Consider the following 23,682-nt stretch of genomic DNA (forward strand, 5'->3'; position numbering starts at 1 on the left):
GGGCTTTCTTCATCATGACTGAGACCATCCGCTGGGACCGCGGTGATGACGGCATCGTCGTGCTCACCCTCGACGATCCGGCTCGCGGCGCCAACACCATGAACGACGCGTACGTCCGCAGCATGGCTTCGATTGTTGATCGGCTGGAAGCCGAGAAGGAATCGATCACCGGCGTGATCATCACCTCGGCGAAGAACTCCTGGTTCGCCGGCGGCGACCTGGACCAGCTCGGTTCGGTGCCGGCCGACCGCGGCGCCGACGTCTTCGAGCTCGGCACCCGGGTCAAGGCCCAGCTGCGCCGGCTGGAGACGCTCGGCAAGCCGGTCGTCGCCGCGCTCAACGGCTCCGCGCTCGGCGGCGGCCTCGAACTGGCGCTCGCCACCCACCGCCGGATCGCGCTGAACAACCCGCGTCTGGAGGTCGGCCTGCCCGAGGTCACCCTCGGTCTGTTGCCGGCCGGTGGTGGGGTCGTGCGTACCGTAAGGCTCCTCGGTCTGTTCGTCGCGCTGACGAAGGTGCTGCTCCAGGGCACCCGGCACCGCGCGGCGGCCGCCAAGGAACTGGGTCTGATCGACGAGCTGGTGGACACTCCTGAGGAGCTGCTCGCCTCCGCGCGTGCCTGGATCCTGGCGAACCCGGCCGCTGTTCAGCCGTGGGATGTGAAGGGCTACAAGATCCCGGGCGGCACGCCGTCCACGCCCGCGCTCGCCGCGCAGCTGCCGGCCTTCCCGGCGAACCTGCGCAAGCAGCTCAAGGGCGCGCCCTACCCTGCCCCGCGCAACATCCTGTCCGCCGCTGTCGAGGGCGCCCAGGTCGATGTGGACACCGCGTTCGTCATCGAGACGCGGTACTTCGTCGAGCTGGTCACCGGCCCGGTCGCCAAGAACATGATCAAGGCGTTCTTCTTCGACCTGAACGAGGTGAACGGCCGGTCGGTGGGCGACGTCCCGCCGATCAAGAAGATCGCGGTGCTGGGTGCCGGGATGATGGGCGCGGCGATCGCATATGTCGCCGCTAAATCCGGCGTGGACGTCGTGCTGCGCGACGTTGTTCTGGAGGGTGCGCAGCGCGGCAAGGGCTATTCGGAGAAGCTTGTCGCCAAGGACATCGGCCGCGGCCGCCTCACTCAGGAGAAGGGGCAGGCTCTTCTCGACCGGATCACCGCGACCGCCGACGTGGCCGACCTGGCCGGCGCCGATGTGGTGATCGAGGCGGTCTTCGAAGACCCGGCGCTCAAGCACAAGGTCTTCGCCGAGATCGAGGACATCGTGGCGCCGGACGCGCTGCTCTGCTCCAACACCTCGACGCTGCCGATCACCCTGCTCGCCGAGGGCGTCCGCCGGCAGGAGGACTTCATCGGCCTGCACTTCTTCTCGCCTGTCGACAAGATGCCGCTCGTCGAGATCATCAAGGGCTCGCAGACCGGCGATCTCGCCGTCCGCCGCGCGCTGGCCGTGGTGAAGATGTTCCGCAAGACCCCGATCGTGGTCAACGACAGCCGTGGCTTCTTCACCAGCCGCGTCATCGGCACGTTCACCAACGAGGGCCTTGCCCTGCTCGCCGAGGGCGCCCCGCCGTCCAGCATCGAGCAGGCCAGCAGCCAGGCCGGATATCCGGCGCCGGTCCTGCAGCTGATGGACGAGCTGACGCTGACCCTGCCGCGCAAGATCCGTCGCGAATATGCCGCCGCGGCATCAGCCGCAGGCGTTTCCTATGTCGCGCACCCCGCCGACGCCGTCATCGACCGGATGATCGACGAGTTCGAGCGTCCGGGCCGGTCCGGTGGCGCCGGTTTCTACTCCTATGCCGACGGCAAGCGAGCCGGTCTCTGGCCGGGCCTCTCCGCTTTCGCCACCCCGGCCGGACGCGACATTCCGTTCGAGGACATGAAGGAGCGGATGCTCTTCATCGAGGCGATCGAAACGGTCAAGTGCCTCGACGAAGGCGTCCTTCTGTCGGTCGCCGAAGCCAACATCGGCTCCATCTTCGGCATCGGATATCCGGGCTGGACCGGCGGCGTCCTGCAGTACATCAACCAGTACGCCGGTGGCCTTCCCGGTTTCATCACGCGCGCCGAGGAACTTGCGGCGCGTTATGGGGCGCGCTTCACCCCGCCGCCGCTTCTCCTCGCGAAAGCAGCTGCGGGCGAGACGTTCTGATTCACTCCGGGCCGGTCTTGGGTACGCCTTCGACCGGCCCGGAAGTTGTCTCCGTCAGTTCTGTGGCAGTGCCGATGACCCCTGTCCCGATTTCCGAATCCCCGAGTCAGGCATGCGTTTGAGCGTGCGGGCTCAAGCCTTTTTCAGGTCAACCCCGGCCGGTCTGACCTACGCACCCGGGTCTTCTCGGCTGGCTCTTCCCGGCTGGCCCGGCTGCTGTTTCGACGCGGCTGGTCCGGTTGGCGGTGGGTGGCTTGATTGGTCGGCGGTGGGTGGCTTGATTGGTCGGCGGTGGGTGGCTTGATTCGGTCAGCGGCGGGTGGCGCAGTGCCAGGATGCTGACTCGTGGTTCCACCAGCAGCGGTCGCAGGTTGCCGGGTCCGGTTCGGGCCACGCTTCGACGAAGGCCTCGTCGGCGACCCATGCCGCGTAGTCGTCGGCTCCCATCGCCCCGATCAGGCCAGCGGTCTGGGTTGCCTGGGCGGTGAGTGCTCGCACCTTCCGGTCCAGCGTCACCGGGTCGAGAACCAGGTGCAGAGCGAGGGACGACTCGGCGCGAGTCACCGGAAATCCCGGCATGAAGACGCCGAACCGCTGATTTGTCGGCCGCCATCGATGCGCCCAGTCGTTGGTGACAGCCGTTTGCAGCAGCCGCGTACCAGCCGGAGCGGCCCAGGAGACGGCGGCTGCCGCCCAGCGACCCACAGCCCGATGGTCGGGGTGCCCGGTGTTGCCGTCCGGGCCGAACGTCACCACCGTGTCCGGGCGTACCTCGTCGATCAGCTCACCGAGCCGCGCGATCGCCCCGCTCGGCGGAACCCGGTCACACCGCCCGTCGCGGTACCCGAGCCAGTGATGCTCGGTCACACCGAGAATGCCGAGGCAGTCCCGCAACTCCGCGGCTCGCCGGGCCGCCAGCGGGCCCGGCGGCCAACGATCGGGCTCGGCGGTGCCGAGTTCCCCACGGGTAGCGGTCACACAGACAACCCGGGACCCGGCTTCGCGGGCCAGAGCCATGAGCCCACCGGACAGGTACGCCTCGTCATCCGGGTGAGCCCAGATCCCGAGGATGGTGCCGAGAGCGCCGATCGATGTCTGACGAAGTGTCTGCTGGTTCATGAGACCACGGTGCGCTCCGGTCCTTGCTGACCCCTTGCCAGCGCCCTGCCCTGGAATCGCCGCCGCCAGCTGGCGGTCAGCGAGGGAAGGTGGCCGGCCGGTGGTCAGCTAGGGAAGGTGGCCGGCTGGTGGTCAGCGAGGGAAGGTGGTCAGCTAGGGAAGGTGGCCGGCTGGTGGTCAGCGAGGGAAGGTGGCCAGTTCCTTCACCGCGGCGGCCAGCTCCATGTCGTAACCCGCTTCGACGAGCTGCTGGCACCCCGGATCGCCCGCTGCCGCGAGCCGCCGGATGTCGTGAATGGACGCGCTGATCCGGTCCCGCGTCTCGCGTACCATCTCGGTGCTCTCGCCTCGCCACCCGTAAGCGTCAAGCATGAGCCGGAGCCTGCGCTGCCGATCGCCGAAGGCGATGAACCCCTCCGGTGTCGCCACCGCTCGCGCGCTGAGCGGGACCCACGCGAACACGGTGAACGCAAGATCCGCCTCGGCGGTGACCGGGCCGGCGAAGTCCCACCCGAAGAACCCGGTGATCCGCTCCCCCGACCAGACCGCGTTGCACGGCGCTGCGTCGTTGTGCCCGATGATCAGCCCCGGCTCCCAGGTGCCACCCTTGCGCCACTGCGCCCCGGCAGGCGGAACGAAGCCGGCGACAACCGCGTGATACTCCCGCAACCACTGCGCGACCTGCCACAACGTCTCGTCGCTGTGTGCCCACTCCGGATAGGGCCGGCCTTCACCGACCGTCTCGCCGGGAAGCAGGGTGAGGATCTCCCGCCTGTCGTCGTCAATGCCACGAGGCGCGGGCGCCCCGTCGAACCCGGCATCCTCGAGGTGCTGAAGCAAGGAATGAACCGCCGGGGTCCACGATCCGGCCGGCCGGCGCACGGTATCCCCGACGCGAACCGCACCCCCCGTCCGGCCGCCAGGTAACGCATGCTCCGCACTCATGATCAACTACGGTAACCCGCGCCTAGGTTTCCCGCAGTGCCCAGGTGTCGCGCAGCCCCTCCTCAGCAGTCCATCAGGCACCATCCAGGTGATCTCAAGGTGGTCACGAGAGCGTTTGTCCAGGTCAAGCCCGCCGGAAGCGAGCCAGTGTTCCGCTGATCACCTCCGGGATGCCGAGAGACCCATCCACCGAAGCCGGAGCCCGTCCAACGCCTGGCACTCAGCATGTCGCGCCGCGTCACAACACTCAACAGACCTGGGACTGAATTGAAGAATTGCGCCTCAGACCTGAGTCTGAGACGCAATATAGGTCCGAAGTCTGATAATTGAACGAAGAGCGCCGATGTTCGCAGCTGAGACGGCCTCATTTCGATCTTCATTGACATTCTGAACTGCAGGTATTGTGGCTTTCGCCCGTCCTCCAGATGGTGAATGGTTCGCTCGAATCGGCGTTGCAAAACACTTATCTGATCGAATCCGGGCCTGGAAAAATTGACGCATGAGGGGACAGCGGGGGTTATTCAGCAGAGCCGAATTGGCAGCGATGCGTGACCGGACGGCGGCGCGGAACTATTCGCCCGCAAAGGACGAGTTCCGCCGGCAGCACGAGCGCCATCGAGCGTGGGGCTTGACGCAGCGCCATGCCGAACGCCTGCGTCGCCTCGATGCCGCCCGCGCTGCTCACCCATCAGAAGCCCAGGCCTCCGGGGCGGGCACGGCCGAGAGCGATCCAGCGCCGAGTTGCTCGACAGGGGACGGCTCCACAGTCAGTAAGGCCCTCGATGACCGCACCACCGCAGGCACTGCAGGCACTGCAGGCACTGCAGGCACTGCAGGCACTGCAGGCACTGCAGGCACCGGCCCGCAGCAAGCGCCAGACCCGCAGCAAGCGCCGGCCCCGCGGCGGACTTCGGCCCCGCGGCGGGCATCGACGCCGCTCCAGGCAACGCGAGGGGACTCGACGTCACACCAGAACGTGCGGCAGGCAGCGAGGCGGACGACGCATTCGAGGGCTGTGTCCAGGCCGAGCGACATCCCGGGAGTTGGCAGCGGAGCAACCTCGACCAACGCGCCCACGAGCGGGACCGCGCCAGGAGACGATCTACCGCCAGCCTCTTGTCCAGCTGGGTGTCCTGCCGCTCACAAGACGCCGCCCGCACAACTGGCGCGAGACCGGCCGGTCATCAAGGAGGTGACAGCCTTCCCGAGCCTGGAGAGCGGGCCCATCAGAGAGAACGCGCTGCGTCGCCTTACGCCCAAGAGCCCTTTGCCGGCGGTGGACAGATGGAACGCCGGCCGCACCCCGTCAGGGCGCATATCTGTACGTTTGCCGCCCGGAGTCGGCACCGCAGACACCGGCGATCCCCGCGCAGTGCCGGGACTAGAGGCCGGCGCTCCAGTCACACTTCCACGACCAGCCCGTCCACCGCCGCGCCGTCCACCGCCGCGCTCGCCACAAACAGCCCGCGGCCAGGCAGTCCGGGTCGGGCCGATCCGGGCGAACGCGCGGCGCGGGAACACAGAGCGCGGGACACCGAGGCTCGGAGCGCGAGAGCGGGCCGGGGCAGAGCGGAGCGCAGGTGCAGAGCGGAGCGCAGGTGCAGAGCGGAGCGCAGGTGCAGAGCGGAGCGCAGGTGCAGAGCAGAGCGCAGGTGCAGAGCAGAGCGCAGGTGCAGAGCAGAGCGCAGGGGCAGAGCAGAGCGCAGGGGCGGATCGGGGCGGAACGAGGCGGAACGGGGCGGAGCGGGGCGGAACGCGGGGTGGGGACGGAGCGCGGGGCGGGGCGGAATGGGCAGCGCCTGATGTGGTTTTACTTGGCTCTGCTGCGGCGAGTTAGGACCAGATCGGGTGGTCCTTGGTGGCGAGGCGGTGGTAGTACGGGTTGGCCTGTAGCAGCTCGTTGTGGGTTCCCTCCGCCTGGACCAGGCCTCCGTCGATCACCAGGACTCGGTCTGCTGCTCGGACCGTGGAGAAGCGGTGGGCGATCACTACCAGGGCGCATACCGCTGCTACTTCTTGGAGGGTCACGGCCAGGGCTTGTTCGCTGTCGGGGTCGAGGTGGGCTGTCGGTTCGTCGAGGAGGATCAGGCGTGGGCGGGCCAGCAGGCATCGGGCGATCGCCACCCGTTGGCGCTGGCCTCCGGACAGCTGCCGGCCTCGGTCGCCCACGGGGGTGTCCAGGCCTCGTGGCAGGGCTGCCACGACGGCAGTCAAGCCGGTCATCTCCAATACCTTCGCCAGCTCCTCATCGGACACCGGCGAGCGCGGCCCAGGCGTGGAGGCCAGCCCGAACGCAGAGGTCGATCCGGAGGCAGAAGCCAGGTCAGACGCGAAGTCCGACCCGGAAGCGGTGGCCGGCCTGGATGCATTGGTCGGCCCAGCCGTCACCGGCCCAGGCGTTGCCAGCCCCGCCGTCACTGCCCCAGACGCTGCCGGCCCAGACGCTGCCAGCCCCGACGTTGCCGGCTCTGCCGTCGGGGCCTGCGCCTGCAACGAGGCCCTGGCCGGGGAAACCGTGCCGTACAGGAGGTTCTCTCGTAACGTTCCGGCCAGCAACGGGCAGTCCTGTTCTACCAGGCCCACGGCGGTGCGATGCCTTGCGTACGGAGTGAACCGCACGTCTCGCCCGTGCACCAGAATCACCCCCCGATCCGGCTCGTAGAAGCGCTCGGCCAGCGCGAAGATTGTTGACTTGCCTGCTCCGGACGGGCCTACCAAGGCCACGTGGCCTCGTTCCGGGACGGTGAAGCTGATGCCTTTCAGCACCGGCCTGGCCGGGTCGTAACCGAACCAGACGTCTCGGAACTCCAGCACCGGGGAAGGGCGGCGCTGCACCGGGACCACCGCTACCGGTTGATCGCGTTCGGTCGGCAGGGCCAGGACCTCGTTGATCCGGTGCAGTGCGCCGGAGCCCTGCTGGACTGCGCTCACCGCTTGGAAGATCTCGTAGATGGGGGCAGCCAGATAGGTCATCGCGAGGGTGAACGCGACCAGTCGTCCCAGGCTGGTCTCGCCGGCGGCTACCCGGGTGGAGCCGACCAGCAGCACCGCCAGGAAGGATCCGCTCACGGCCAGGTCGTTTGTCGGGCCGCTCAACGCGACCAGGCCGGCCATCCGCAGATTGGAGAAGTAGGCACGGCCGGCGGCCCGGTCGATACGGGCTGATTCGACGGGTTCGGCGCGGTTGGCGCGTACTGTTCGCACGCCGCCCAAGGCTCGTTCCAGGTCGGCAGAGAGGGTGCCTTCGGCGTTCTGCGCGGCTCGCGATGCGACCCGCAGCCGGCTGACCACCGCCAGGAGGCTGCCGACGGCGACGCTGAAGAGCAGCGCGACGATCCCGAGCAGCCATCGGTCCAGTACGCCGAGCAGGATGACGGTGGCGAGCAGGCCGATCACGCCGGCTACGCCGGTGCCGAGGCTCTGCGCCACGAGGGTTTTGACGATCGTGGTGTCGCCGCAGGCCCGGGCGATCACGTCGCCGGTGCGAATCCGATCAAGAACGGACAGGCGGACGCGCAACACGTGGCTGGTGACGGTACGGCGGAGATCGCGGGTCATGGTCTCGCCGGTGTACGCCTGCACCCAGCGGGCCAAGGCCAGAGCGGCTGCCTGTGCGGTGAACAGCCCGGTCAGAGCGGCGATCACCGGCCAGGGGACGTCCCCGCCGGCGGCCGCGTCGATCGCCCGGCCGGCGAGCAGTGGCTGAGCCAGGGCGAGCGCGGATCCGAGCAAGCTGAGCCCGGCGGCCAGGGCGATCCACCGGCGATATCCCCGGGTGAGTTGTCGCAGATCCCGCCAGCGGGCCCTGTCGGCGGAATCCGGCATTGGGCAGCTCCTCGGGAAATATCCCAGCAAAGTCCAGCAGAAGGGCGAAAAGACGAAGACCTACCTGAACGCTAGGCACGCACCGTGACGGCCAGCAACCAGCCGATCACTCTCGACAGCCCGGGATCGCCAAGGAATTCCCCCGCCCGAGGGCGGCCCCGATTACCGCGCCCTTGGCGAGCCGCGCCTTCGTCCCACCAAGACTTGCCAAGATCCGCGAAGCGGGCGGCGCGAGCAGAGGGCCAGCAACGGGCGCGAGCGGACGGCGAGCAACGGGCGCAAGCAGCGGGCGCAAGCAGCGGGCGGCGCGAGCGGAGGGCCAGCAACGGGCGCGAGCGGACGGCAAGCAACGGGCGCGAGCAGCAGGCGAGCAGCAGGCGGGGACGGGCAGCACGAGCCAGCACGAGCCCGCGCGCGGACGGCGGGTGGCGCGCCGGCGGTCAGGGGCGCGTACCGGTGACAGAATCCGGGCATGACACTGCTCGCCGCACTCACCGGCGGAGACGACCTGCCCGGAGCCATCTCCGCCGGGGAGCACACCCTCTCCCGGCACGAGCTCCTCGGCTGGGCCTGCGCCATCGCCGAGATCGTAAACGGACAGAAAACCGTCGCCGTCGATGCGCAGCCCGGTCTTCCCACGATCGCGGCGATCACCGGTGCGCTTCTAGCTGGCGTCCCTGTTGTCCCGGTTCCTCCGGATGCCGGCGAGTTTGAACGCGCACACATCCTGCGCGACTCCCAGGCCGGCCTGATCCTGACGGACAACCCCGACGGTGCCGGCGCCTCACCCGTACCCACGCTGTCGATCAGTGACCAGAAACGGCCAGGAGCCATGCCGCCGAAGGAGCCGGAAGCGCAGCGACCGGCTCTTGTTCTTTACACGAGCGGGACCACGGGGCCTCCGAAAGGCGTCGTCATCTCGCGGAAAGCGCTGGCAGCAGGCCTGGACGCGCTCGCCGAGGCCTGGCAGTGGACGCCTGAGGACACGCTCGTGCACGGGCTTCCGCTCTATCACGTGCATGGGCTCGCGCTGGGCGTTCTCGGACCGCTGCGGATCGGTGGGTGGTTACGCCACACGATCAAACCCACACCCCATGTGTACGCCCAAACCACCGGAACCATGTACTTCGGCGTCCCCACCGTGTGGTCCCGGGTGGCGAACACCCCGGACGCGGCCCGCGCGCTCAAGCCGGCCCGCCTGCTCGTGTCCGGAAGCGCCCCACTACCCGCCCCGGTGTTCGAAACGATCAAAGAGTTAGCAGGTCAGGCCCCGGTCGAGCGATACGGCATGACCGAAACACTGATCACCGTGAGCGCCCGTTCCGACGGCGAGAGACGCGCCGGCCACGTCGGCACCCCGCTGACCGGTATCAGCACCCGTCTGGTGGACGAAAACGGTCAGCCCTTGCCCGCCGACGGCACCACCATCGGTCACCTCCAGGTGACCGGGCCGACGCTGCTCGACGGATATCTGCGCGGCGACACCATCGAGCCACCCACCCTGGACGACGGCTGGTTCCCGACCGGCGACGTCGCGACGATCGGCGCCGACGGCTGGCATCGGATCGTGGGCCGGGCCTCCACCGATCTGATCAAAACCGGCGGTTACCGGGTCGGTGCCGGCGAGGTCGAGGACGCGCTGCTGCTGCACCCGGCGGTACGCGAAGCCGCCGTGATCGGCACCCCGCACGCCGACCTGGGCGAACAGATCACGGCGTTCGTCGTGACCGACGACGCAGCCTGGGAGAGAGTGAACGGCCGCGAGGAGGAGCTGATCAGTTTCGTCGCGCAGCGCCTGGCCGCGCACAAACGGCCCCGCGTCGTCCGGCTTGTCGGTGAACTGCCGCGCAACGGTATGGGCAAGGTGCAGAAAAAGCTGCTCACCTCCCTGTGACCTGCCGATAGGCCGGTCATGAGGAGACCAGCAGCCGTGCGCGTGCTCATTCTGGCTGCCGTCTGGTTCCTGATCAGCTCGGTGCTGGGTATCCTCGGCCGGCGAATCGGGTCGCCGCCCTGGCTGCTCTGGCCCTCGACCATCGGCGCCGCCGGCACCGCGCTGCTGGCCTGCACCCTCGCGACACGCACCGCGCGGGGGCCGGCCCGTGACTTCTGGCGACGGCTCGCCTGGGCCGCCGGCTGGCTGACCGCCGCGACCGCAGGCCAGGCGTACGACACCCTCAGCTCCGGCCTGCCTGTCACGATGAGCACGCCCACCGCGGCCGGTTATCTGATCGCGGTCTGTTCCGCGGTGCTCGCCCTGGTCCGGTTGCCGAGGCCGAGCCGGTCCTGGCGGGCGAGCGTGGCGATGTTCCTGGACGTGGCGATCGTCGGCGTCGCCGCCAGCATGGGCGTCACCCATTTCCTCTGGACCACCTCGATCCCGGCGGGGAACGGCCAGCCGGCGGCGGCGCTGATCGGCATCGTGCTCTTCGTGTCCTGCGCCGCGGTCGTGGCCGTCGTCAAGGTCGGCATCGCCCGCAGCCGGGCCGTGAACCGCGGCGCCCTCTGGACCCTCGCCCCGATCGGGCTGATCGCTCCGCTCTCCTGGACGGTGGCGCCGTTGTTCGACGGCCGGCCGTTCCTCAACCCGACAGTGGTGACCCTCCCCACCTGTGCCGTGTTCTTCGCGGCCGCGGCGCTCATGCAGATCCGCGCCGACGCCGGGCCGGCGGACCGGCAGGCACCTGTCGACCAGCCCGGTCACCTGGGGATCTGGCGGCACATCAGCGTCGTGCCGTACACGGCCGTCGCGGTCACCGTCACCATGCTCGTCGTGCTCACGCTGCGCCACGGACAGCTGTCAGCAGGCATGGCCGGTGGCTCGGTGGTACTGACGCTGCTCGTGATGATCCGCCAGTACGCCGCTCTCTCCGACAACAACCTGCTGCTCGACCGGCTCGACGAGCAGGCCAACCACGACGACCTGACCGGCCTGCCGAACCGGCGGTTCTTCACTGCCGCTCTCGGCGCGCGTACCGGCGCCACCACGGTCGCGGTCTGCGACCTGGACGGGTTCGCCGCCCTCAACGACCGGCTCGGCGACGAGGCCGGCGACGCCCTGCTGCGGACCGCGGCCGAGCGGGTCCGCATCGCCGCCGGACCGGACGCGGTGGCAGCCCGGCTGCTGGGCGACGAGTTCGGGATTCTGCTGCCGGATCACACGCCCGATGCCGCGGAGTCGATCCTGCAGGCTTTCCGCAGCCCGCTGCGGGTGGACGGCCACGACCTGATGGTGACCGTGACGGTCGGTCACGCCTCCGGCAGCGGCGCCGAGGTCCCGGACCTGCTGCGCCGCGCCGAACTCGCCCTGCAGGCCGCGAAACTGGCCGGCGCGAACCGGTCCCGCGAGCACTGCACCGAGCTGGACGCCACCGCGGAACACCACGCCGAACTGGCCGCCGCACTGCGCCGGGGCCTGGATCGCGGTGAATTCCGGCTGCTCTACCAGCCCATCGTCGAACTGCCGGCCGGCACCATCGTCGGCGTCGAGGCCCTGGTCCGCTGGCACCCGCCGGACGGCCCGATGGTCTCGCCCGTCGAATTCATCCCGGTCGCCGAGCACAGCGGCCTGATCATCGACCTGGGCGCCTGGATCATCGATCAGGCCTGCGCCGACGCCGCCGGCTGGCAGGACCGGCACGGCGACGCCGGCCCGCGTGTCAACATCAACGTCTCGGCCCGCCAGCTCCTCGACCCGGACCTGCCCGGCCTGGTCGCCGACGCCCTCTCCCGGCACGGGCTCGCGCCCGAGCAGATCACCATCGAGATCACCGAGACCGCCGTCTTCGCCGGCGGCGTTGCCCTGGGCACGGTGCGTGAGCTGCGCGAGCTCGGCGTCGGCATAGCTCTCGACGACTTCGGTACGGGACACAGCTCGCTGACGTTGCTGCGTACCTGCCCGGTCACCACGCTGAAGGTCGACAAGTCGTTCATCGACGACCTCAACGGCACGGCGGAGCAGGAGGCGATCGCCACGTCGCTGAGCACCATCGCCGCGACGCTGGGCCTGCGCGCCGTGGCCGAGGGCGTGGAGACCCGCGAGCAGGCGGACCGGCTGGTCGAGCTGGGTTACCGGTACGCCCAGGGCTACTACTTCGCCCGCCCCGCCCCGGCCACCGACATCGACGCCGCCCTGACCGCCCCGGCACTGGTCGCCTGAGACCGCATCTAGTCGAGGTCCTGCTCAGGGACGTCCTCCGGCTCGCTCACCCACCCCGAAAAAACCGGAACACCATGCCACGGTCCCTCCGGCTGCTCGGTCACGGCGACGACAGCGTACGCGTGACCGAACCTCAGTTCCGCGTACCGGACGGCGGTCTCCGGGGGCATCGACGTCGGGTACATGTACGCGCTGACGGCCGCCGCCTCGAACCCGAACCGGCTGTACCGTGCCACCGCCGTCTGCTTCGCGTCGAACCGGCCGGCCGGGGCGTTCATGAGCCGTCCGAGCACCCGGGTCACGGCCGGGAAACCCAGGCCCGGGTCGGCGGCCAGGTCATGATCACTCTGCGCCGACCAGGCCGGCAGCAGCGCCGTCAGGAACTCGGTCCGCCGCTCGTGCCGGCGCTCCTCCCGGATCGTCCAGAGTGGCGTCTCGCCGAGCGGCAGGTCGAACAGCGACGTGCGGTCCGGCCGCGGGGCGAGCGCGATCGTGTACGCCGCCGCCATGACCCGCTCGGGCGTGACGTCGGGGGCCGCGGCCACCGAGACCACGGACAGCCCACCGGCCGGCGCCACGTGCACGATCACGTCGCCGGCCTCGGCGGTGCTCGTGATGAACGCCTGATGGCCGTGCTCCGGGGTACGCAACACCGTGGTGAGCCGCTCGGACCAGGCCCCGCCCAGCTCCGCGGCGGGCGCCGGCGTGAACGGCTCGGTCCACGAGACCCTGGTCGCCAGGGCGCTGGCCAGCAGCAGCAACAGGTCCGGCGCCGGCTCGCCGGGGAACGTCTCGATCAGCCCGTAGGTGTGCTCCCGTGCCCACGCGTCGAGCTCGGCCTTGCTGGGCAGCGGCCCGGCCGTGGTCGGCTCCGGCAGCGCCCAGCCCGCCAGCCCGTCTGCCCCGGCGGCGTGCCACACGGCGGTGGCCGCGGCGACGAGCGGGTGCGGCTCGGCGAGCAGGGCGGCGGCCACGTCGGCGGCCTGCTTCGGCGAGACACCGAGAGCGTCGGCGAAATCATCGGTCTCGTCAGAGGAAGCGGGTGCGGCCGACGCGGCCAGCGCCAGCAGCAACCACGCGCCGAGCGGCGACGCGATGTGGTGCCGGCCCTCAGCCGTGGCGTGCAGCCGGGCCGCGTACCGGGACAGTGCGGTGGTCCAGTTGTCGGACATCGCCTCATCCTTCCCGAACGAGGAGGTCGGCGACCACTCCGAAGTGGCCGGTGGCCCAGTCCGCGTCGACGGCCGGGCGGCAGTCCGCCACGCCCAGGGTGCCGGCGCGGACCATCACGTACTCGACGCGACGGCCGGTGTCGCCGGGGTGCGCCGTCTCCCAGGTGTCCTGATAGGTGACCGAGAAACCCTGTGCCGTCTGCCGGCCGGTCCAGAAACGGACACTCGCCGAGTCCGGCGTGTCGCCGAAATCTCCGGCCAGGATCGTGTGCGGGCGCCGCCCGGCGAACCGCTCCTCGACGATCCGCGCGCAGAGCACGGCCTGCGCCGCTCGTTCGGCCTCCTGCCCGCGCCGCTGCGCCGGCCGGTGGTGGACGAAGAAGAGCGGCCCGGCCGGCACGTCCACCTCGGCCACCACGGCGGCCGGCCACGGCAACTCGACCCGGCCGGAGACGTGCAGGTCGATCTCGGACACCGCACCGAGCGGCCACCGGCTCGCCAGCACGGCGCCAACGCCGTCGTCGGTACGCCGGGAGTGCCGGGCCAGGTGATAACCGGGTCCGAGAAGGTCAGCTGCCTGGTCGTACCCTCGTCCCCAGATTGTCTCCTGTAGCGCGACCAGGTCCGGGCGCAAGGCCGCAAGGCCGTCGCGCAGCACTGGCCGGCGCCGCTCCCAGTCGGCGTGCGCGGGCGAGAGCAGATTGAGGGTCATGATTCTCAGAGGGGTCGGCGGCATATCGCTCGGGTTACCTCAGGCGGCCGGCTCAAACCCGCGGCCGCCGGGCGCGAGTACCGTTTCTCCCATGATCCCTTCCTGCCCCGAATGCGGTACGCCCGGCGTGCCGCTGCTCTTCGGCCTCCCCGTCCCGGAAGCGATCGACGCGGCCGACGACGGTGACCTGGCCCTCGGCGGCTGCGTGATGCGCGACCCTGCCCCGAACTGGCAGTGCCCCCAGGGCCACCAATGGCGCGACGCCGACGAGCAGGCGTACGACCACCACCTGCTCACCGTCCTGAGCGCCCACGGTTACCGCACCGAGAGCTGAAGAGCCGGGGCCGGGGTCTGGCCTCGCCTGCTCAGCAGGGCCACCGCTCCCAGCAGAGTCAGCAGCGCCGCTGCGAACCACATCATCACCGTCACCGCCGGCAACGACTGGGTCGCCACGCCCAGGCCGATCGCCGGGACGCCCAGGCCGAGGTACGCGACCAGGAACAACCCCGCCAGCGCCTCGCCGCGCTCCGCCGGAGACGCCGATGCCGCGACCGCGCCGACGGCGGCCTTGAAGAGGACGCCCGCGCCGATGCCGGCCGCGACGCCGCCGATCAGGAAGGCGGGCAGGCTCGCCGTGTGCATGCCGGTCACCAGGGTGACGATGCCGCCGGCCTGGGCCAGCAAGCCGAGGCGGGTCTTTGCCGGGCCACTGAGCCGGCCGGTCAGGGCCTGTGCCGCTGCGGCCGCTCCGAACACGGCGAAGACGATCGCTCCGGCCAGTGCCCGCGACGAGTGGTGCAGGGTTCCGGCGACGAAGCCAGGCGCCAACGAGGTGAAGACGCCGAAGACCGCGAACGAGGCGAGCGCCGACGTGGCGGCGGCCAGATAGACCGTCCGGTCACCGTGGGCGCCGATGCGCTGCGGGCGGTAGTGGTATTTACCGGCCGGCCGGGTCACCGTCTCCGGGGTCAGTGCCACGGCCACGATGCTCACGACGAGCAGGCCGATGAACACGAGGTACGGCGTACGCAATGGGGCGTACCCAAATTGGGCAAGGAGTCCCGCGATGAGCGTGCCCAATCCCAGGCCGCCGCTGTTGGCGGCGGTCGAGACCACCTCGAAACGCTGGCGTGCGGCACCAGGCCGGTGTGCCGCGTGCAGTTCGGAGAGGTGTGCCGTGGCAGTCGCGGTGATCATGCCGACGCCGAGGCCGGTGACGAACCGGGCGGCGAGCAGGACCGGCAGCGAGGTGCTGGTCAGGAACAGGACCGCGGCGAGCAGCTCCAGGGCGAGCGCCGGGATCAGGATCGTCTTGCGGCCGAGCCGGTCGGAGACGTGCCCGGCGAGCAGCAGGCTGATCACGACGCCGACCGCGTACACGGCGAAGACGATCGTGACGGTGAACGTGTCGAAGCCGTCCTGCTTCATGTAGAGCGGGTACAGCGGCGTGGGCACCGTCGAGAAGGCCATCGCGGTCAGGAACGCGAGGGCGATCGACCAGAAGCCGAGGTGGAGCCGTGCGGGCGAAGCGGTCATGACATCACTGTCGCTCGCGCCAGCTATCAAGAACAACGAAAGAAATAGCTTGAACGCATCACCATCGTTGATACTTGGATGCGTGGAACTGCGTCAGCTGGAGTACTTCGTCGCGGTCGCCGAGGAACAGAGCTTCACCCGGGCCGCCACCAGGCTGTTCGTCGTCCAGTCAGCGGTCTCCGCGGCGGTCAAGGCCCTGGAGCGCGACCTCGGCGCCGCCCTGCTGGACCGCAACTCGAAACGGGTGCTGCTCACCGACGCCGGCGCCGCGCTGCTCCCCCGCGCCCGCTTCGCCCTGGACGCGGCCCGCGACGCCCGGGACGCGGTCGCCGAGGTGCGCGGCGGCCTCAGCGGCACCCTGCGCATCGGTACGCTCACCTCGATCCGGATCATCGACCTGCCGGCCGTTCTCGGCGAGTTCCACCGCAGGCATCCGGGTGTGCTGCTGCGGACCATGGCCGCGCCGTCCGGCTCGATCGGGCTGATCGAGGCGCTCACCGACCACCGTCTCGATCTGGCGTTCGTGTCCCTGCCCGGTGTCCGGCCGCCGGGTGTCCGACTGATCGAGCTGACCCGCTCGGTCCTCGACCTGGTCGTTCCCGAGGGTCATCCGCTGGCGCATCACCACGGCATCGACATCACCGATCTGGCCGGGCTCGACTTCATCGACTCCCCTGTCGGGTACGGCAACAGGTCGGTCACCGACCGGGCCTTCGCCGCCGCCGGGGTGCCTCGCCGGGTCACCATCGAGATCGCCGACATCGGCACCGGGGTGGCCCACGTCCGTCACGGGCTCGGCATCACGCTGCTGCCCCGGTTCGTGGTGGCCGGCGAGCCCGGCATCTCGGTGATTCCGGTGACCGGCGCCGATCTGGAGTGGCCACTGTCCCTGGCGATCAGCGACGACCGCACCCCGGGCGCCGCCACCCGAGCCCTGATCACCCTGCTGACGGAGACAACCACATGACCCTGTACGTCATCGTCTGCGCCACCGGCCCCGCGCCCGGCGTCGGCGACCTCGTCAGCCAGGCCCTGCGCCTCGGCTGGGAGGTCCAGGTCGTCGCCACCCCGCTCGCGCTCGGCTTCGTCGACGTCCCGGCCCTCGAGAAACTGACCGGCCGTCCGGTGCGCAGCCGTTACCGCCGGCCCGACGAGCCGAAACCGCCCCGGCCGGCCGCCATCGTGGTCGCGCCGGCCAGCTTCAACACCGTCAACAAGTTCGCGCTGGGCATCGCCGACACGTACGCGCTGGGCCTGCTCGCCGAGGCGCCCGGCCTGGGCATCCCGGTGGTGGTGCTCCCGTCGCTCGGCGAGGCCCTGGCACAGCGGCTGCCGTACCAGCGCAGCGTCGCCCAGTTACGCGCCGAGGGGGTACGGGTCCTCGACCCCCCGATCGTCACCGACCCGTTCCCCTGGCACCTGGCCCTGGAGCACCTCAGCCGGTGATCAGTCCCCGACGGCCTTGAACAGGGCGGCCACCTCGGCCGGCGACAGGTGCCGGAAGTGGCCCGGCCGCAGGTCGCCCAGGCGGATCGGGCCCACGGCGGTACGGATCAGCCGGGTGACCGGGTGGCCGACCGCGTCCATCATCCGCCGGACGATGTGCTTGCGGCCCTCGTGCAGGACGATCTCCACCTGCGCGGTCTTGCCGATCGCGTCGACGAGGCGGAAGTTGTCCACCCTCGCCGGGCCGTCCTCCAGCTCGACGCCGCCCTGCAGGCTGCGGCCGACGCTGCGCGGCAGCGGGCCGACGACCTCGGCCAGGTAGGTCTTGGAGATCTCGTACGACGGGTGCATCAGCTTGTGCGCGAGCCCGCCGTCGTTGGTGAGCAGCAGCAGGCCCTCGGACTCGGCGTCGAGCCGGCCCACGTGGAACAGCCGCTGCTCGAAGTTGGCGCCGAGGAAGTCGGCCAGCTCGGTGCGGCCCTTCTCGTCGTCGAGGCTGGAGACGACGCCACGCGGCTTGTTCAGCGCGACGTAGACCAGCTTGGTGTTGGTGATCACCCGCTGCCCGTCGACGTGGATCTCCGCCGTGGCGGGGTCGACCTTGTCGCCGAGTTTGGCGACCCGGCCGTTGACGGTGACGCGCCGCCGGAAGATCAGGTCTTCGCAGGCGCGCCGGGATCCAACACCGGCCGCCGCCAGGACTTTCTGGAGGCGTTCGGCGGTGTCAGCCTGAGGCATCAAGTACTTCTTCCACATCGTCGGGCAGGAACGGGGCGAGCGGGGGCAGCTGGTCGACCGTGTTCAGGCCGAGCTTCTCCAGGAACAGCACGGTGGTCCGGTACAGGTATGCCCCGGTTTCCGGCTCCGTGCCGCACTCCTCGATGAGGCCGCGAGTGACCAGCGTACGCATGACACCGTCACAGTTCACACCGCGGATGGCGGAGATGCGCGAACGAGTCACCGGCTGTTTGTAGGCCACCACCGAGAGTGTCTCCAGCGCGGCCTGCGTGAGCCGCACCGACTGCCCGTCCAGCACGAAACGCTCGACGTACGGCGCGTACTCCGGCCGGGTGTAGAGACGCCAGCCACCCGCGACCCTGCGCAGGTCGATCCCGTTCCCGGCGGCCGTGTACCGCGCCGAGACGTCCTCCAGCGTGCGCGCGATCCGCTCGACCGGCTGCTCCATCACCTGCGCCAGCTGCAACTCGCCTACCGGCTCGTCAACCACCAGCATGATCGATTCGAGCGCCGCCGCCAGCTCCGCGTCGTCAAGATCAGGGAGGGTACGGACGTCAGGCTCGTCAAGCGCATCAACGTCCACCCGTGGCCCGCGGGCCTGCGACGGCACCGTGACGGTCGGAGGCGCGGCGATCTCGGCCACCGGCGCAGCCTCGACCGGGGCGTCCACCGGAACGTGCTCGCCGTCCTCGGGATCGTCCTCTTCAGCGGCCTCCTCGATCGAATCGGGTAGCGGCAGCTCCGGGCCGGGCTCGACATCGATCGGATCCGGCTCGTCGTCGAAGTCGTCGCCCTCGTCCTCCGGGAACTCCCGAGGAGCGTCCACCGCCTCGGCGGCGTCCTGGTAATCCCGGTCCGGCTCCCGCCGGCGCTCCCACGGCGGAACCCATGCCGCCGCCTGCGCGGCCAGGGATTCTTCTTGCTCCTCGCTGCTCACGATCTCTCCTCCACGCCGTCGCCCTCGACAAGATCACCATTGGCGGGGCGCTCGTCAAGCTCAGCGACGCCGAGTTCGTCCGAATCGGTGTCCTCTTCAACATCATCGGACGCCTCCGCGTCCGGCTGGGCGGGATTCTCGTCCTCGGGGGCCGGCTTCGTCCCCTCGTAGTCGTCGATGTCGAGCTCGGCGTCGGCGGCGTCCTCACCACCGATCCAGCGCACCGTCATCTCCTCCAGCGACACCGGCTGCTCGAAGTCGATCAGCCCCTCGCGGTAGAGCTCCAGCAGCGCCAGGAACCGGGCCACCACCTCAAGGGTGTTCTCGCAGTCCGCGATGAGCAGGCTGAACGTGGCTGCTCCGGCGCGACGGATCCGGTCACGCAGCAGCGCCGCGTGCTCCCGGACACTCACCCGCACCTGGTGGATGTGGGCGATCGAAACCTGCGGCGGACCCGGTTTCGGCAGGAACTGCTTCAGCGCCAGTTTCAGGAGTCGTTCCGGTCCTACTCCGAGGACCAGTTCCGGTAGCGCTTCCGCGTACCGTGGCTCCAGGGTGACCAATCGCGGCCAGCGACGCGCGCCGCTCAGCTCGAGTTCCGCGATGTGCGCGGCCGCTTCCTTGTACGCCTTGTACTGCAGCAGTCGCGCGAAGAGCAGGTCGCGCGCTTCCAGAAGGGCGAGGTCTTCCTCGTCCTCGACCTCGGCGGCCGGCAGCAGGCGAGCCGCCTTGAGGTCCAGCAACGTCGCCGCGACCAGCAGGAACTCACTCGTCTCGCCGAGATCCCAGGCGTCACCCATCGCCCGGATGTACGCGATGAAGTCGTCGGTGACCTGGTGCAGGGCGATCTCGGTGACGTCCAGCTTGTGCTTGCCGATCAGCTGGAGCAGCAGGTCGAACGGGCCGGTGAAGTTGGCCAGCCGCACCGTGAACCTGCCGGAATCGGTCTCGGCGAGAGTCTCGGCGGGAATCTCGGCGGGAATCTCGGCGGCGTCCTCGACGATGTCGGTCGGTGGCTGGGCAGGCTCGTGCGGCACGTGCCGACCGTAGACCATGTCTGTGACGAGCTGATCCGGGCTCACGCTGTCATTTCCTCCGCCTTGATCGCCGGACAGCTTCCGCACGTTCCAACGTCGCAAAGCGTGACCGGTTGCTGCTCTCCGGTTACGCTGCCGCGATGAGGTCACTGATCTCCCCGCGCCTCCTGCTTCGCGAGTGGGAGGAGAAGGACGCCGGCTTCGTCCTCGACATGTACTCGCGCTGGGACGTCATGCGCTATCTCGGCGCCGATCCGCAGGTGCTCACCGACCTGGACGGCGCGCTCGCCCGGCTCGCGCTCTGGCGTGATCGGCAGGACGACGTGCACACCGTCTGGGCGATTCAGAACCGGCAGAGCGGGCGGCTGCTCGGTACCGCGTTCCTGGTCAGGCTGCTTGCCTCCGGCACGCCGCTCACCCCTGCGGTGGAGACCGAGATCGGATGGCACCTGCACCCGGACGCCTGGGGGCAGGGGTACGCGACCGAGGCGGCCAATGCCGTGATGGCGTACGCGGCCCGATCCGACATCTCCCCGGTGCTGGCCGTCACGAACCCCGCGAACACGGCGTCCCAGGCGGTCTGCCGCCGCCTGGGCATGCGGCACGTGGGGCAGACCGATCGGTACTACAACATGACCTGCGAACTGTTCAGCACGTGACGCACGGGCCGCCCCGCTTCTGCGCATTTCGCAGCGGGACGGCCCGGTCGATCACTTCTTCTTGGCCTTGACGACCTTCGCGGTCTTCACGGTCTTCGGGGCCTTCTCGACCTTGACGACCTTCGGGGCCTTGACGACCTTCGGGGCCTTCTCGGTCTTGACGACCTTCGCCGGCTTCTCGGCCTTGACGACCTTGGGGGCCTTCGCCGCCTTCGGGGCCTTCGCCGCCTTGGGGGCCTTGGGGGCCTTGGCCTCGTCCGTGACCGCGGCCTTCGCCTTCACAGCCTTGGCCTTGACCTCGTCCTTGGCCTTCACGGCGGCAGCCTTGACGTCCTTGACCTTCGTCGCCACAGCAGCCTCCTCTCCGTCGTCGATATCGCGAGACCGGGGCGGCCCGCGTGCGAGAAACTGTAGATGCCAATGCGAAATGTGTCGTTAGCCATCCCGTATCAAGATGTTCACCATTGCCTTTCGCACCGATATGCCCCGCAGCCGCTTCCCCATCAGCGCCGGGCGCGCGCGTCGACGCACCCCCGCCGCGTGTTGACTTAGGGTCCAATCCGCACCCAATTTCTACACGCACGCCACGAAATGGCTGGTCGTGGCGACGCCAGGTTTGAATCGCACCCCAAATCAACACGCAGCGGCGGGGCTGTGGCGGAGCCGCCCCGCCGAGCGCGCAGGCTCGCGGGAGCGCCGGCCTGTTCGCCGGCGGGGTCAGCGCTGACGGCCGGCCGGGCGGCGCGATCTGGTTGTCGGCGTTGTCTCGGTTCTCGGCGTGCCGGCTCGGGTAGCAACAGGGCATGTCTATTTTGGATGATCCGGGGCTGTTCGGGCGCCAGTGGGCCGCCCGTTACGACTCTCCGGGCAACCCTGACCCCACCAAGGCAGTCGCGTTCCTGGCCGGGCTCGCCGGTGCCGGGCCCGCGCTTGAGCTGGCCATCGGCAGCGGCCGGGTCGCCGTACCGCTGGCCGCCACCGGGATTCCGGTCGAAGGGATCGAGGCCTCGCCGGAAATGGTCGCGCTGATGCGCGGAAAGGCCGGCGGCGAGGACATTCCGGTGGTCATCGGCGACATGGCCGATGTCGGCGTGGAGGGGGAGTTCCCGCTGGTCTTCCTGGTCTTCAACACGCTCTTCAACCTGACCGTGCCGGGCCGCCAGGAGGACTGCTTCGGCAACGTCGCCCGGGTTCTCGCCCCGGGCGGGCGGTTCGTGATCGAAGCGTTCGTGCCGGACGAGAAAAAGTTCGACCAGGAGGAACGCGAGGTTCAGGTCTGGGAGGTGGCCGAGGACGCGGTCAAGGTCCGCATGCATCGGTACGACCGGACGGCCCAGACGTTCCTCCGGCAGACGCTGACGTTCACCGACGGCAGCGTACGCCTGGAGCCGTTCGGGATGCGCTATCAGTGGCCGGAGCAGATCGACGCGATGGCCGGGGCGGCCGGGCTGCACCTGGAGGCACGGTTCGCCGACTGGGAACGGACGCCGTTCGGGGCCGGCAGCACCGACCACATCTCGGTGTACCGGAAAGGTGGTTAGGCCCAGACGCGCAGGAAGAGGACGCCCAGGAAGTCCAGCACCATGTTGAGCAGGGGGTAACCGGTCGGGAAGAAGGCGAAGACCAGCAGGATCAGGACGCCGATGTTCTTGTCCTCGAACCAGAGGCGCATCCAGGCCATGCCCGCGCCGGGGCGGCGCAGGGCGTTCCACATGATGCCGAAACCGTCGAGCGGCGGGATCGGGATCAGCGCCAGCAGGCCGAACGCGAGCAGGCCCACGCCGAAGGACAGCAGGAACTCCTGCGCGGCGGGCAGCGAGACGCCGCGCAGGATGTCGCCGAGACCCGCCTCGGCGAGGACGAACGCGGCGGTTTCCGGGAAGACGAGTGCGTAGATCGCGATCAGCAGCTCACCGGCGAGGATGCAGGCGACCGGGCCGGCGATGAAGACGGCGGCGGCGCGGCCACGGCCCCGGTACCGCGGCACCTCGTCGACAGTGAGCTGCTTTCCCCAGCCCATGCCACCGACGGCCGCGGCGACCGCGCCGAACGGGTCGATGTCCTCGCGGGGGCTCAGACGCAGCGATATGCGGCGTTCGGCCAGGCCGACGGTGCGTGCGGTGAAGCGAATGGCGATGGCTCGAAGCGCCAGGCCGAACAGGAAGGCGAGCAGCAGGGCGACGAACGCGACCGGCTCGCCGAGGGCGAACAGCACGGGTGTGGAACCTAGCCTCGTTCTGCCTTTGCGGCGATGACCTCGCGAGCGAGCTGACGGTAGTTCCGGGCACCGGACGACGCCGGGTCGAGCGAGGTGATCGGCGCGCCCGCCACTGTCGACTCGGGGAACTTGACGGTCTTGGTGATGACCGTCTGGTACACCTTGTCGCCGAACGCCTCGACCACACGCTGCAGCACCTGGCGGCAGTGCGTGGTGCGGGAGTCGTACATCGTCGCGAGGATGCCCTCGAGCTCCAGGTCGAAGTTGAGCCGCTCGCGCACCTTGTCGATCGTGTCGAGCAGCAGCGCCACACCGCGAAGCGAGAAGAACTCGCACTCGAGCGGGATGAGCACGCCGTGCGCGATGGTGAGCGCGTTGATCGCCAGCAGGCCCAGCGAAGGCTGGCAGTCGATCAGGATGAAGTCGTATTCCTTGCGGACCGACCGCAGCGCGCGGGCCAGGGCCATTTCCCGGGCGACCTCGTTGACCAACTGGATCTCGGCCGCGGAGAGGTCGATGTTCGCCGGGAGCAGGTGCAGGCCCGCCACGTCGGTCTTGATGATGACGTCCTCGGTGGCGACGTCGTCCTGCATGAGCAGGTTGTAGACGCTGAGGTCGAGGTTGTGCGGGTTCACCCCGAGGCCGACCGAGCAGGCGCCCTGCGGGTCGAAGTCGACCAGGAGGACCTTCCGCCCGTACTCCGCCAGGGCGGCGCCCAGGTTGATGGTGGTCGTCGTCTTGCCGACGCCACCTTTCTGGTTCGCCAGGGCGATGATTCGCGCCGGGCCGTGCCGATCGGTCGGCATCGGCTCGGGGATCGGGCGGCGCATCGTGTACGCCGTGGGGTCCGCCGGACCCAGGTCAGCACCGAGGTCGAGGGAGTTCTGCTGCTCGCGGAGCGTCGATGTCCAGGCCTCCGCACGTTCGCCGTTACCCGACATGACCTCGCCCCCCTCCCGACTGCTGATGCCCGACTGTACGCCACGCGTGCCGCCCCTTTGGGGTCAGCCGTTCGGCGTG

The 23,682-nt window shown here is 69.7% G+C and carries 20 protein-coding genes; 8 read left to right on the forward strand and 12 right to left on the reverse strand.

Translation table 11 applies throughout. The features are described 5' to 3' along the window. Positions 1 to 14: 14 nt before the first annotated feature. Complete coding sequence (locus ACQP2E_RS28365; protein ID WP_433826005.1) at positions 15 to 2,159, forward strand: 3-hydroxyacyl-CoA dehydrogenase NAD-binding domain-containing protein; 2,145 nt, start codon at positions 15 to 17, stop codon at positions 2,157 to 2,159. A gap of 309 nt (positions 2,160 to 2,468) precedes the next feature. Here ACQP2E_RS28365 and ACQP2E_RS28370 read toward each other — a convergent pair whose 3' ends face one another. From ACQP2E_RS28370 to ACQP2E_RS28380, 3 genes are all read right to left on the reverse strand, one after another. Further along, entirely contained in the window at positions 2,469 to 3,278 is an 810-nt protein-coding gene (locus ACQP2E_RS28370; protein WP_433826006.1) for a PIG-L deacetylase family protein, read from the reverse strand. Positions 3,279 to 3,455: 177 nt separating this feature from the next. Next, positions 3,456 to 4,118, reverse strand: coding sequence for an aminoglycoside phosphotransferase family protein (locus ACQP2E_RS28375; RefSeq protein ID WP_433826007.1), 663 nt, complete (start codon positions 4,116 to 4,118; stop codon positions 3,456 to 3,458). 1,938 nt (positions 4,119 to 6,056) lie between these two features. Beyond that, complete coding sequence (locus ACQP2E_RS28380) at positions 6,057 to 8,048, reverse strand: ABC transporter ATP-binding protein (protein ID WP_433826008.1); 1,992 nt, start codon at positions 8,046 to 8,048, stop codon at positions 6,057 to 6,059. Between the two features lie 472 nt (positions 8,049 to 8,520). Between ACQP2E_RS28380 and ACQP2E_RS28385 the strand changes: the two genes are divergently transcribed. Both ACQP2E_RS28385 and ACQP2E_RS28390 read left to right on the forward strand, forming a co-directional pair. Then, positions 8,521 to 9,942 carry an AMP-binding protein gene (locus tag ACQP2E_RS28385; protein WP_433826009.1) on the forward strand — a complete coding sequence of 474 codons (1,422 nt, stop codon included), beginning with the start codon at positions 8,521 to 8,523 and terminating at the stop codon, positions 9,940 to 9,942. A 36-nt stretch (positions 9,943 to 9,978) separates the two neighbouring features. Further along, positions 9,979 to 12,207: a putative bifunctional diguanylate cyclase/phosphodiesterase gene (locus ACQP2E_RS28390; protein ID WP_433826010.1), complete on the forward strand. Its 2,229-nt coding sequence runs from the start codon at positions 9,979 to 9,981 to the stop codon at positions 12,205 to 12,207. Between the two features lie 8 nt (positions 12,208 to 12,215). On the opposite strand, the gene ACQP2E_RS28395 is transcribed toward ACQP2E_RS28390, so the two are convergent. Continuing rightward, positions 12,216 to 13,379: a hypothetical protein gene (locus tag ACQP2E_RS28395; protein ID WP_433826011.1), complete on the reverse strand. Its 1,164-nt coding sequence runs from the start codon at positions 13,377 to 13,379 to the stop codon at positions 12,216 to 12,218. Between the two features lie 4 nt (positions 13,380 to 13,383). Then, on the reverse strand, positions 13,384 to 14,091 hold the full coding sequence (locus tag ACQP2E_RS28400) for an endonuclease/exonuclease/phosphatase family protein (RefSeq protein ID WP_433826012.1): 708 nt from the start codon (positions 14,089 to 14,091) through the stop codon (positions 13,384 to 13,386). 91 nt (positions 14,092 to 14,182) lie between these two features. Here ACQP2E_RS28400 and ACQP2E_RS28405 point away from each other — a divergent pair, with 91 nt between their 5' ends. Then, positions 14,183 to 14,425, forward strand: a complete 243-nt coding sequence (locus ACQP2E_RS28405) for a hypothetical protein (RefSeq protein ID WP_433826013.1) — start codon at positions 14,183 to 14,185, stop codon at positions 14,423 to 14,425. Here the strand turns inward: ACQP2E_RS28405 and ACQP2E_RS28410 are convergent. After that, the gene (locus ACQP2E_RS28410) at positions 14,407 to 15,627 is read right to left on the reverse strand and encodes an MFS transporter (protein WP_433826014.1); all 1,221 of its coding nucleotides are present in this window, start codon (positions 15,625 to 15,627) and stop codon (positions 14,407 to 14,409) included. The genes ACQP2E_RS28405 and ACQP2E_RS28410 overlap by 19 nt on opposite strands. Positions 15,628 to 15,709: 82 nt before the next feature. Here ACQP2E_RS28410 and ACQP2E_RS28415 point away from each other — a divergent pair, with 82 nt between their 5' ends. Together ACQP2E_RS28415 and ACQP2E_RS28420 are read left to right on the forward strand one after the other, a co-directional pair. Further along, a complete protein-coding gene (locus ACQP2E_RS28415) occupies positions 15,710 to 16,594 on the forward strand; it encodes a LysR family transcriptional regulator (protein WP_433826015.1) in 885 nt (294 codons plus the stop codon). Further along, a complete protein-coding gene (locus ACQP2E_RS28420) occupies positions 16,591 to 17,073 on the forward strand; it encodes a flavoprotein (RefSeq protein ID WP_433826016.1) in 483 nt (160 codons plus the stop codon). The genes ACQP2E_RS28415 and ACQP2E_RS28420 overlap by 4 nt, the downstream gene beginning before the upstream one ends. Here ACQP2E_RS28420 and ACQP2E_RS28425 read toward each other — a convergent pair whose 3' ends face one another. From ACQP2E_RS28425 to ACQP2E_RS28435, 3 genes are read right to left on the reverse strand one after another with little or no spacing between them, the layout of a single operon-like run. Further along, positions 17,074 to 17,829 carry a pseudouridine synthase gene (locus tag ACQP2E_RS28425; RefSeq protein ID WP_433826017.1) on the reverse strand — a complete coding sequence of 252 codons (756 nt, stop codon included), beginning with the start codon at positions 17,827 to 17,829 and terminating at the stop codon, positions 17,074 to 17,076. After that, positions 17,798 to 18,748 carry an SMC-Scp complex subunit ScpB gene (gene scpB / locus ACQP2E_RS28430; protein WP_433826018.1) on the reverse strand — a complete coding sequence of 317 codons (951 nt, stop codon included), beginning with the start codon at positions 18,746 to 18,748 and terminating at the stop codon, positions 17,798 to 17,800. The genes ACQP2E_RS28425 and scpB overlap by 32 nt, the downstream gene beginning before the upstream one ends. Continuing rightward, complete coding sequence (locus ACQP2E_RS28435; RefSeq protein WP_433834072.1) at positions 18,745 to 19,803, reverse strand: segregation and condensation protein A; 1,059 nt, start codon at positions 19,801 to 19,803, stop codon at positions 18,745 to 18,747. Before ACQP2E_RS28435 ends, scpB begins: the two co-directional genes overlap by 4 nt. A 122-nt stretch (positions 19,804 to 19,925) precedes the next feature. On the opposite strand from ACQP2E_RS28435, the gene ACQP2E_RS28440 reads away from it, so the two are divergent. Beyond that, positions 19,926 to 20,444, forward strand: a complete 519-nt coding sequence (locus ACQP2E_RS28440) for a GNAT family N-acetyltransferase (protein ID WP_433826019.1) — start codon at positions 19,926 to 19,928, stop codon at positions 20,442 to 20,444. Between the two features lie 51 nt (positions 20,445 to 20,495). On the opposite strand, the gene ACQP2E_RS28445 is transcribed toward ACQP2E_RS28440, so the two are convergent. Continuing rightward, on the reverse strand, positions 20,496 to 20,795 hold the full coding sequence (locus ACQP2E_RS28445) for a hypothetical protein (protein WP_433826020.1): 300 nt from the start codon (positions 20,793 to 20,795) through the stop codon (positions 20,496 to 20,498). A gap of 452 nt (positions 20,796 to 21,247) precedes the next feature. Here ACQP2E_RS28445 and ACQP2E_RS28450 point away from each other — a divergent pair, with 452 nt between their 5' ends. Next, positions 21,248 to 21,985 (forward strand): class I SAM-dependent methyltransferase, encoded by a 738-nt coding sequence (locus tag ACQP2E_RS28450; RefSeq protein ID WP_433826021.1) that lies wholly within the window; start codon positions 21,248 to 21,250, stop codon positions 21,983 to 21,985. Here ACQP2E_RS28450 and ACQP2E_RS28455 read toward each other — a convergent pair. Next, entirely contained in the window at positions 21,982 to 22,659 is a 678-nt protein-coding gene (locus ACQP2E_RS28455) for a hypothetical protein (RefSeq protein WP_433826022.1), read from the reverse strand. The genes ACQP2E_RS28450 and ACQP2E_RS28455 overlap by 4 nt on opposite strands. 11 nt (positions 22,660 to 22,670) lie before the next feature. Then, positions 22,671 to 23,603 (reverse strand): ParA family protein, encoded by a 933-nt coding sequence (locus tag ACQP2E_RS28460; protein WP_014446189.1) that lies wholly within the window; start codon positions 23,601 to 23,603, stop codon positions 22,671 to 22,673. Positions 23,604 to 23,682: the final 79 nt, after the last annotated feature.

The organism is Actinoplanes sp. CA-015351 (assembly GCF_050955685.1).
GTDB lineage: Bacteria > Actinomycetota > Actinomycetes > Mycobacteriales > Micromonosporaceae > Actinoplanes.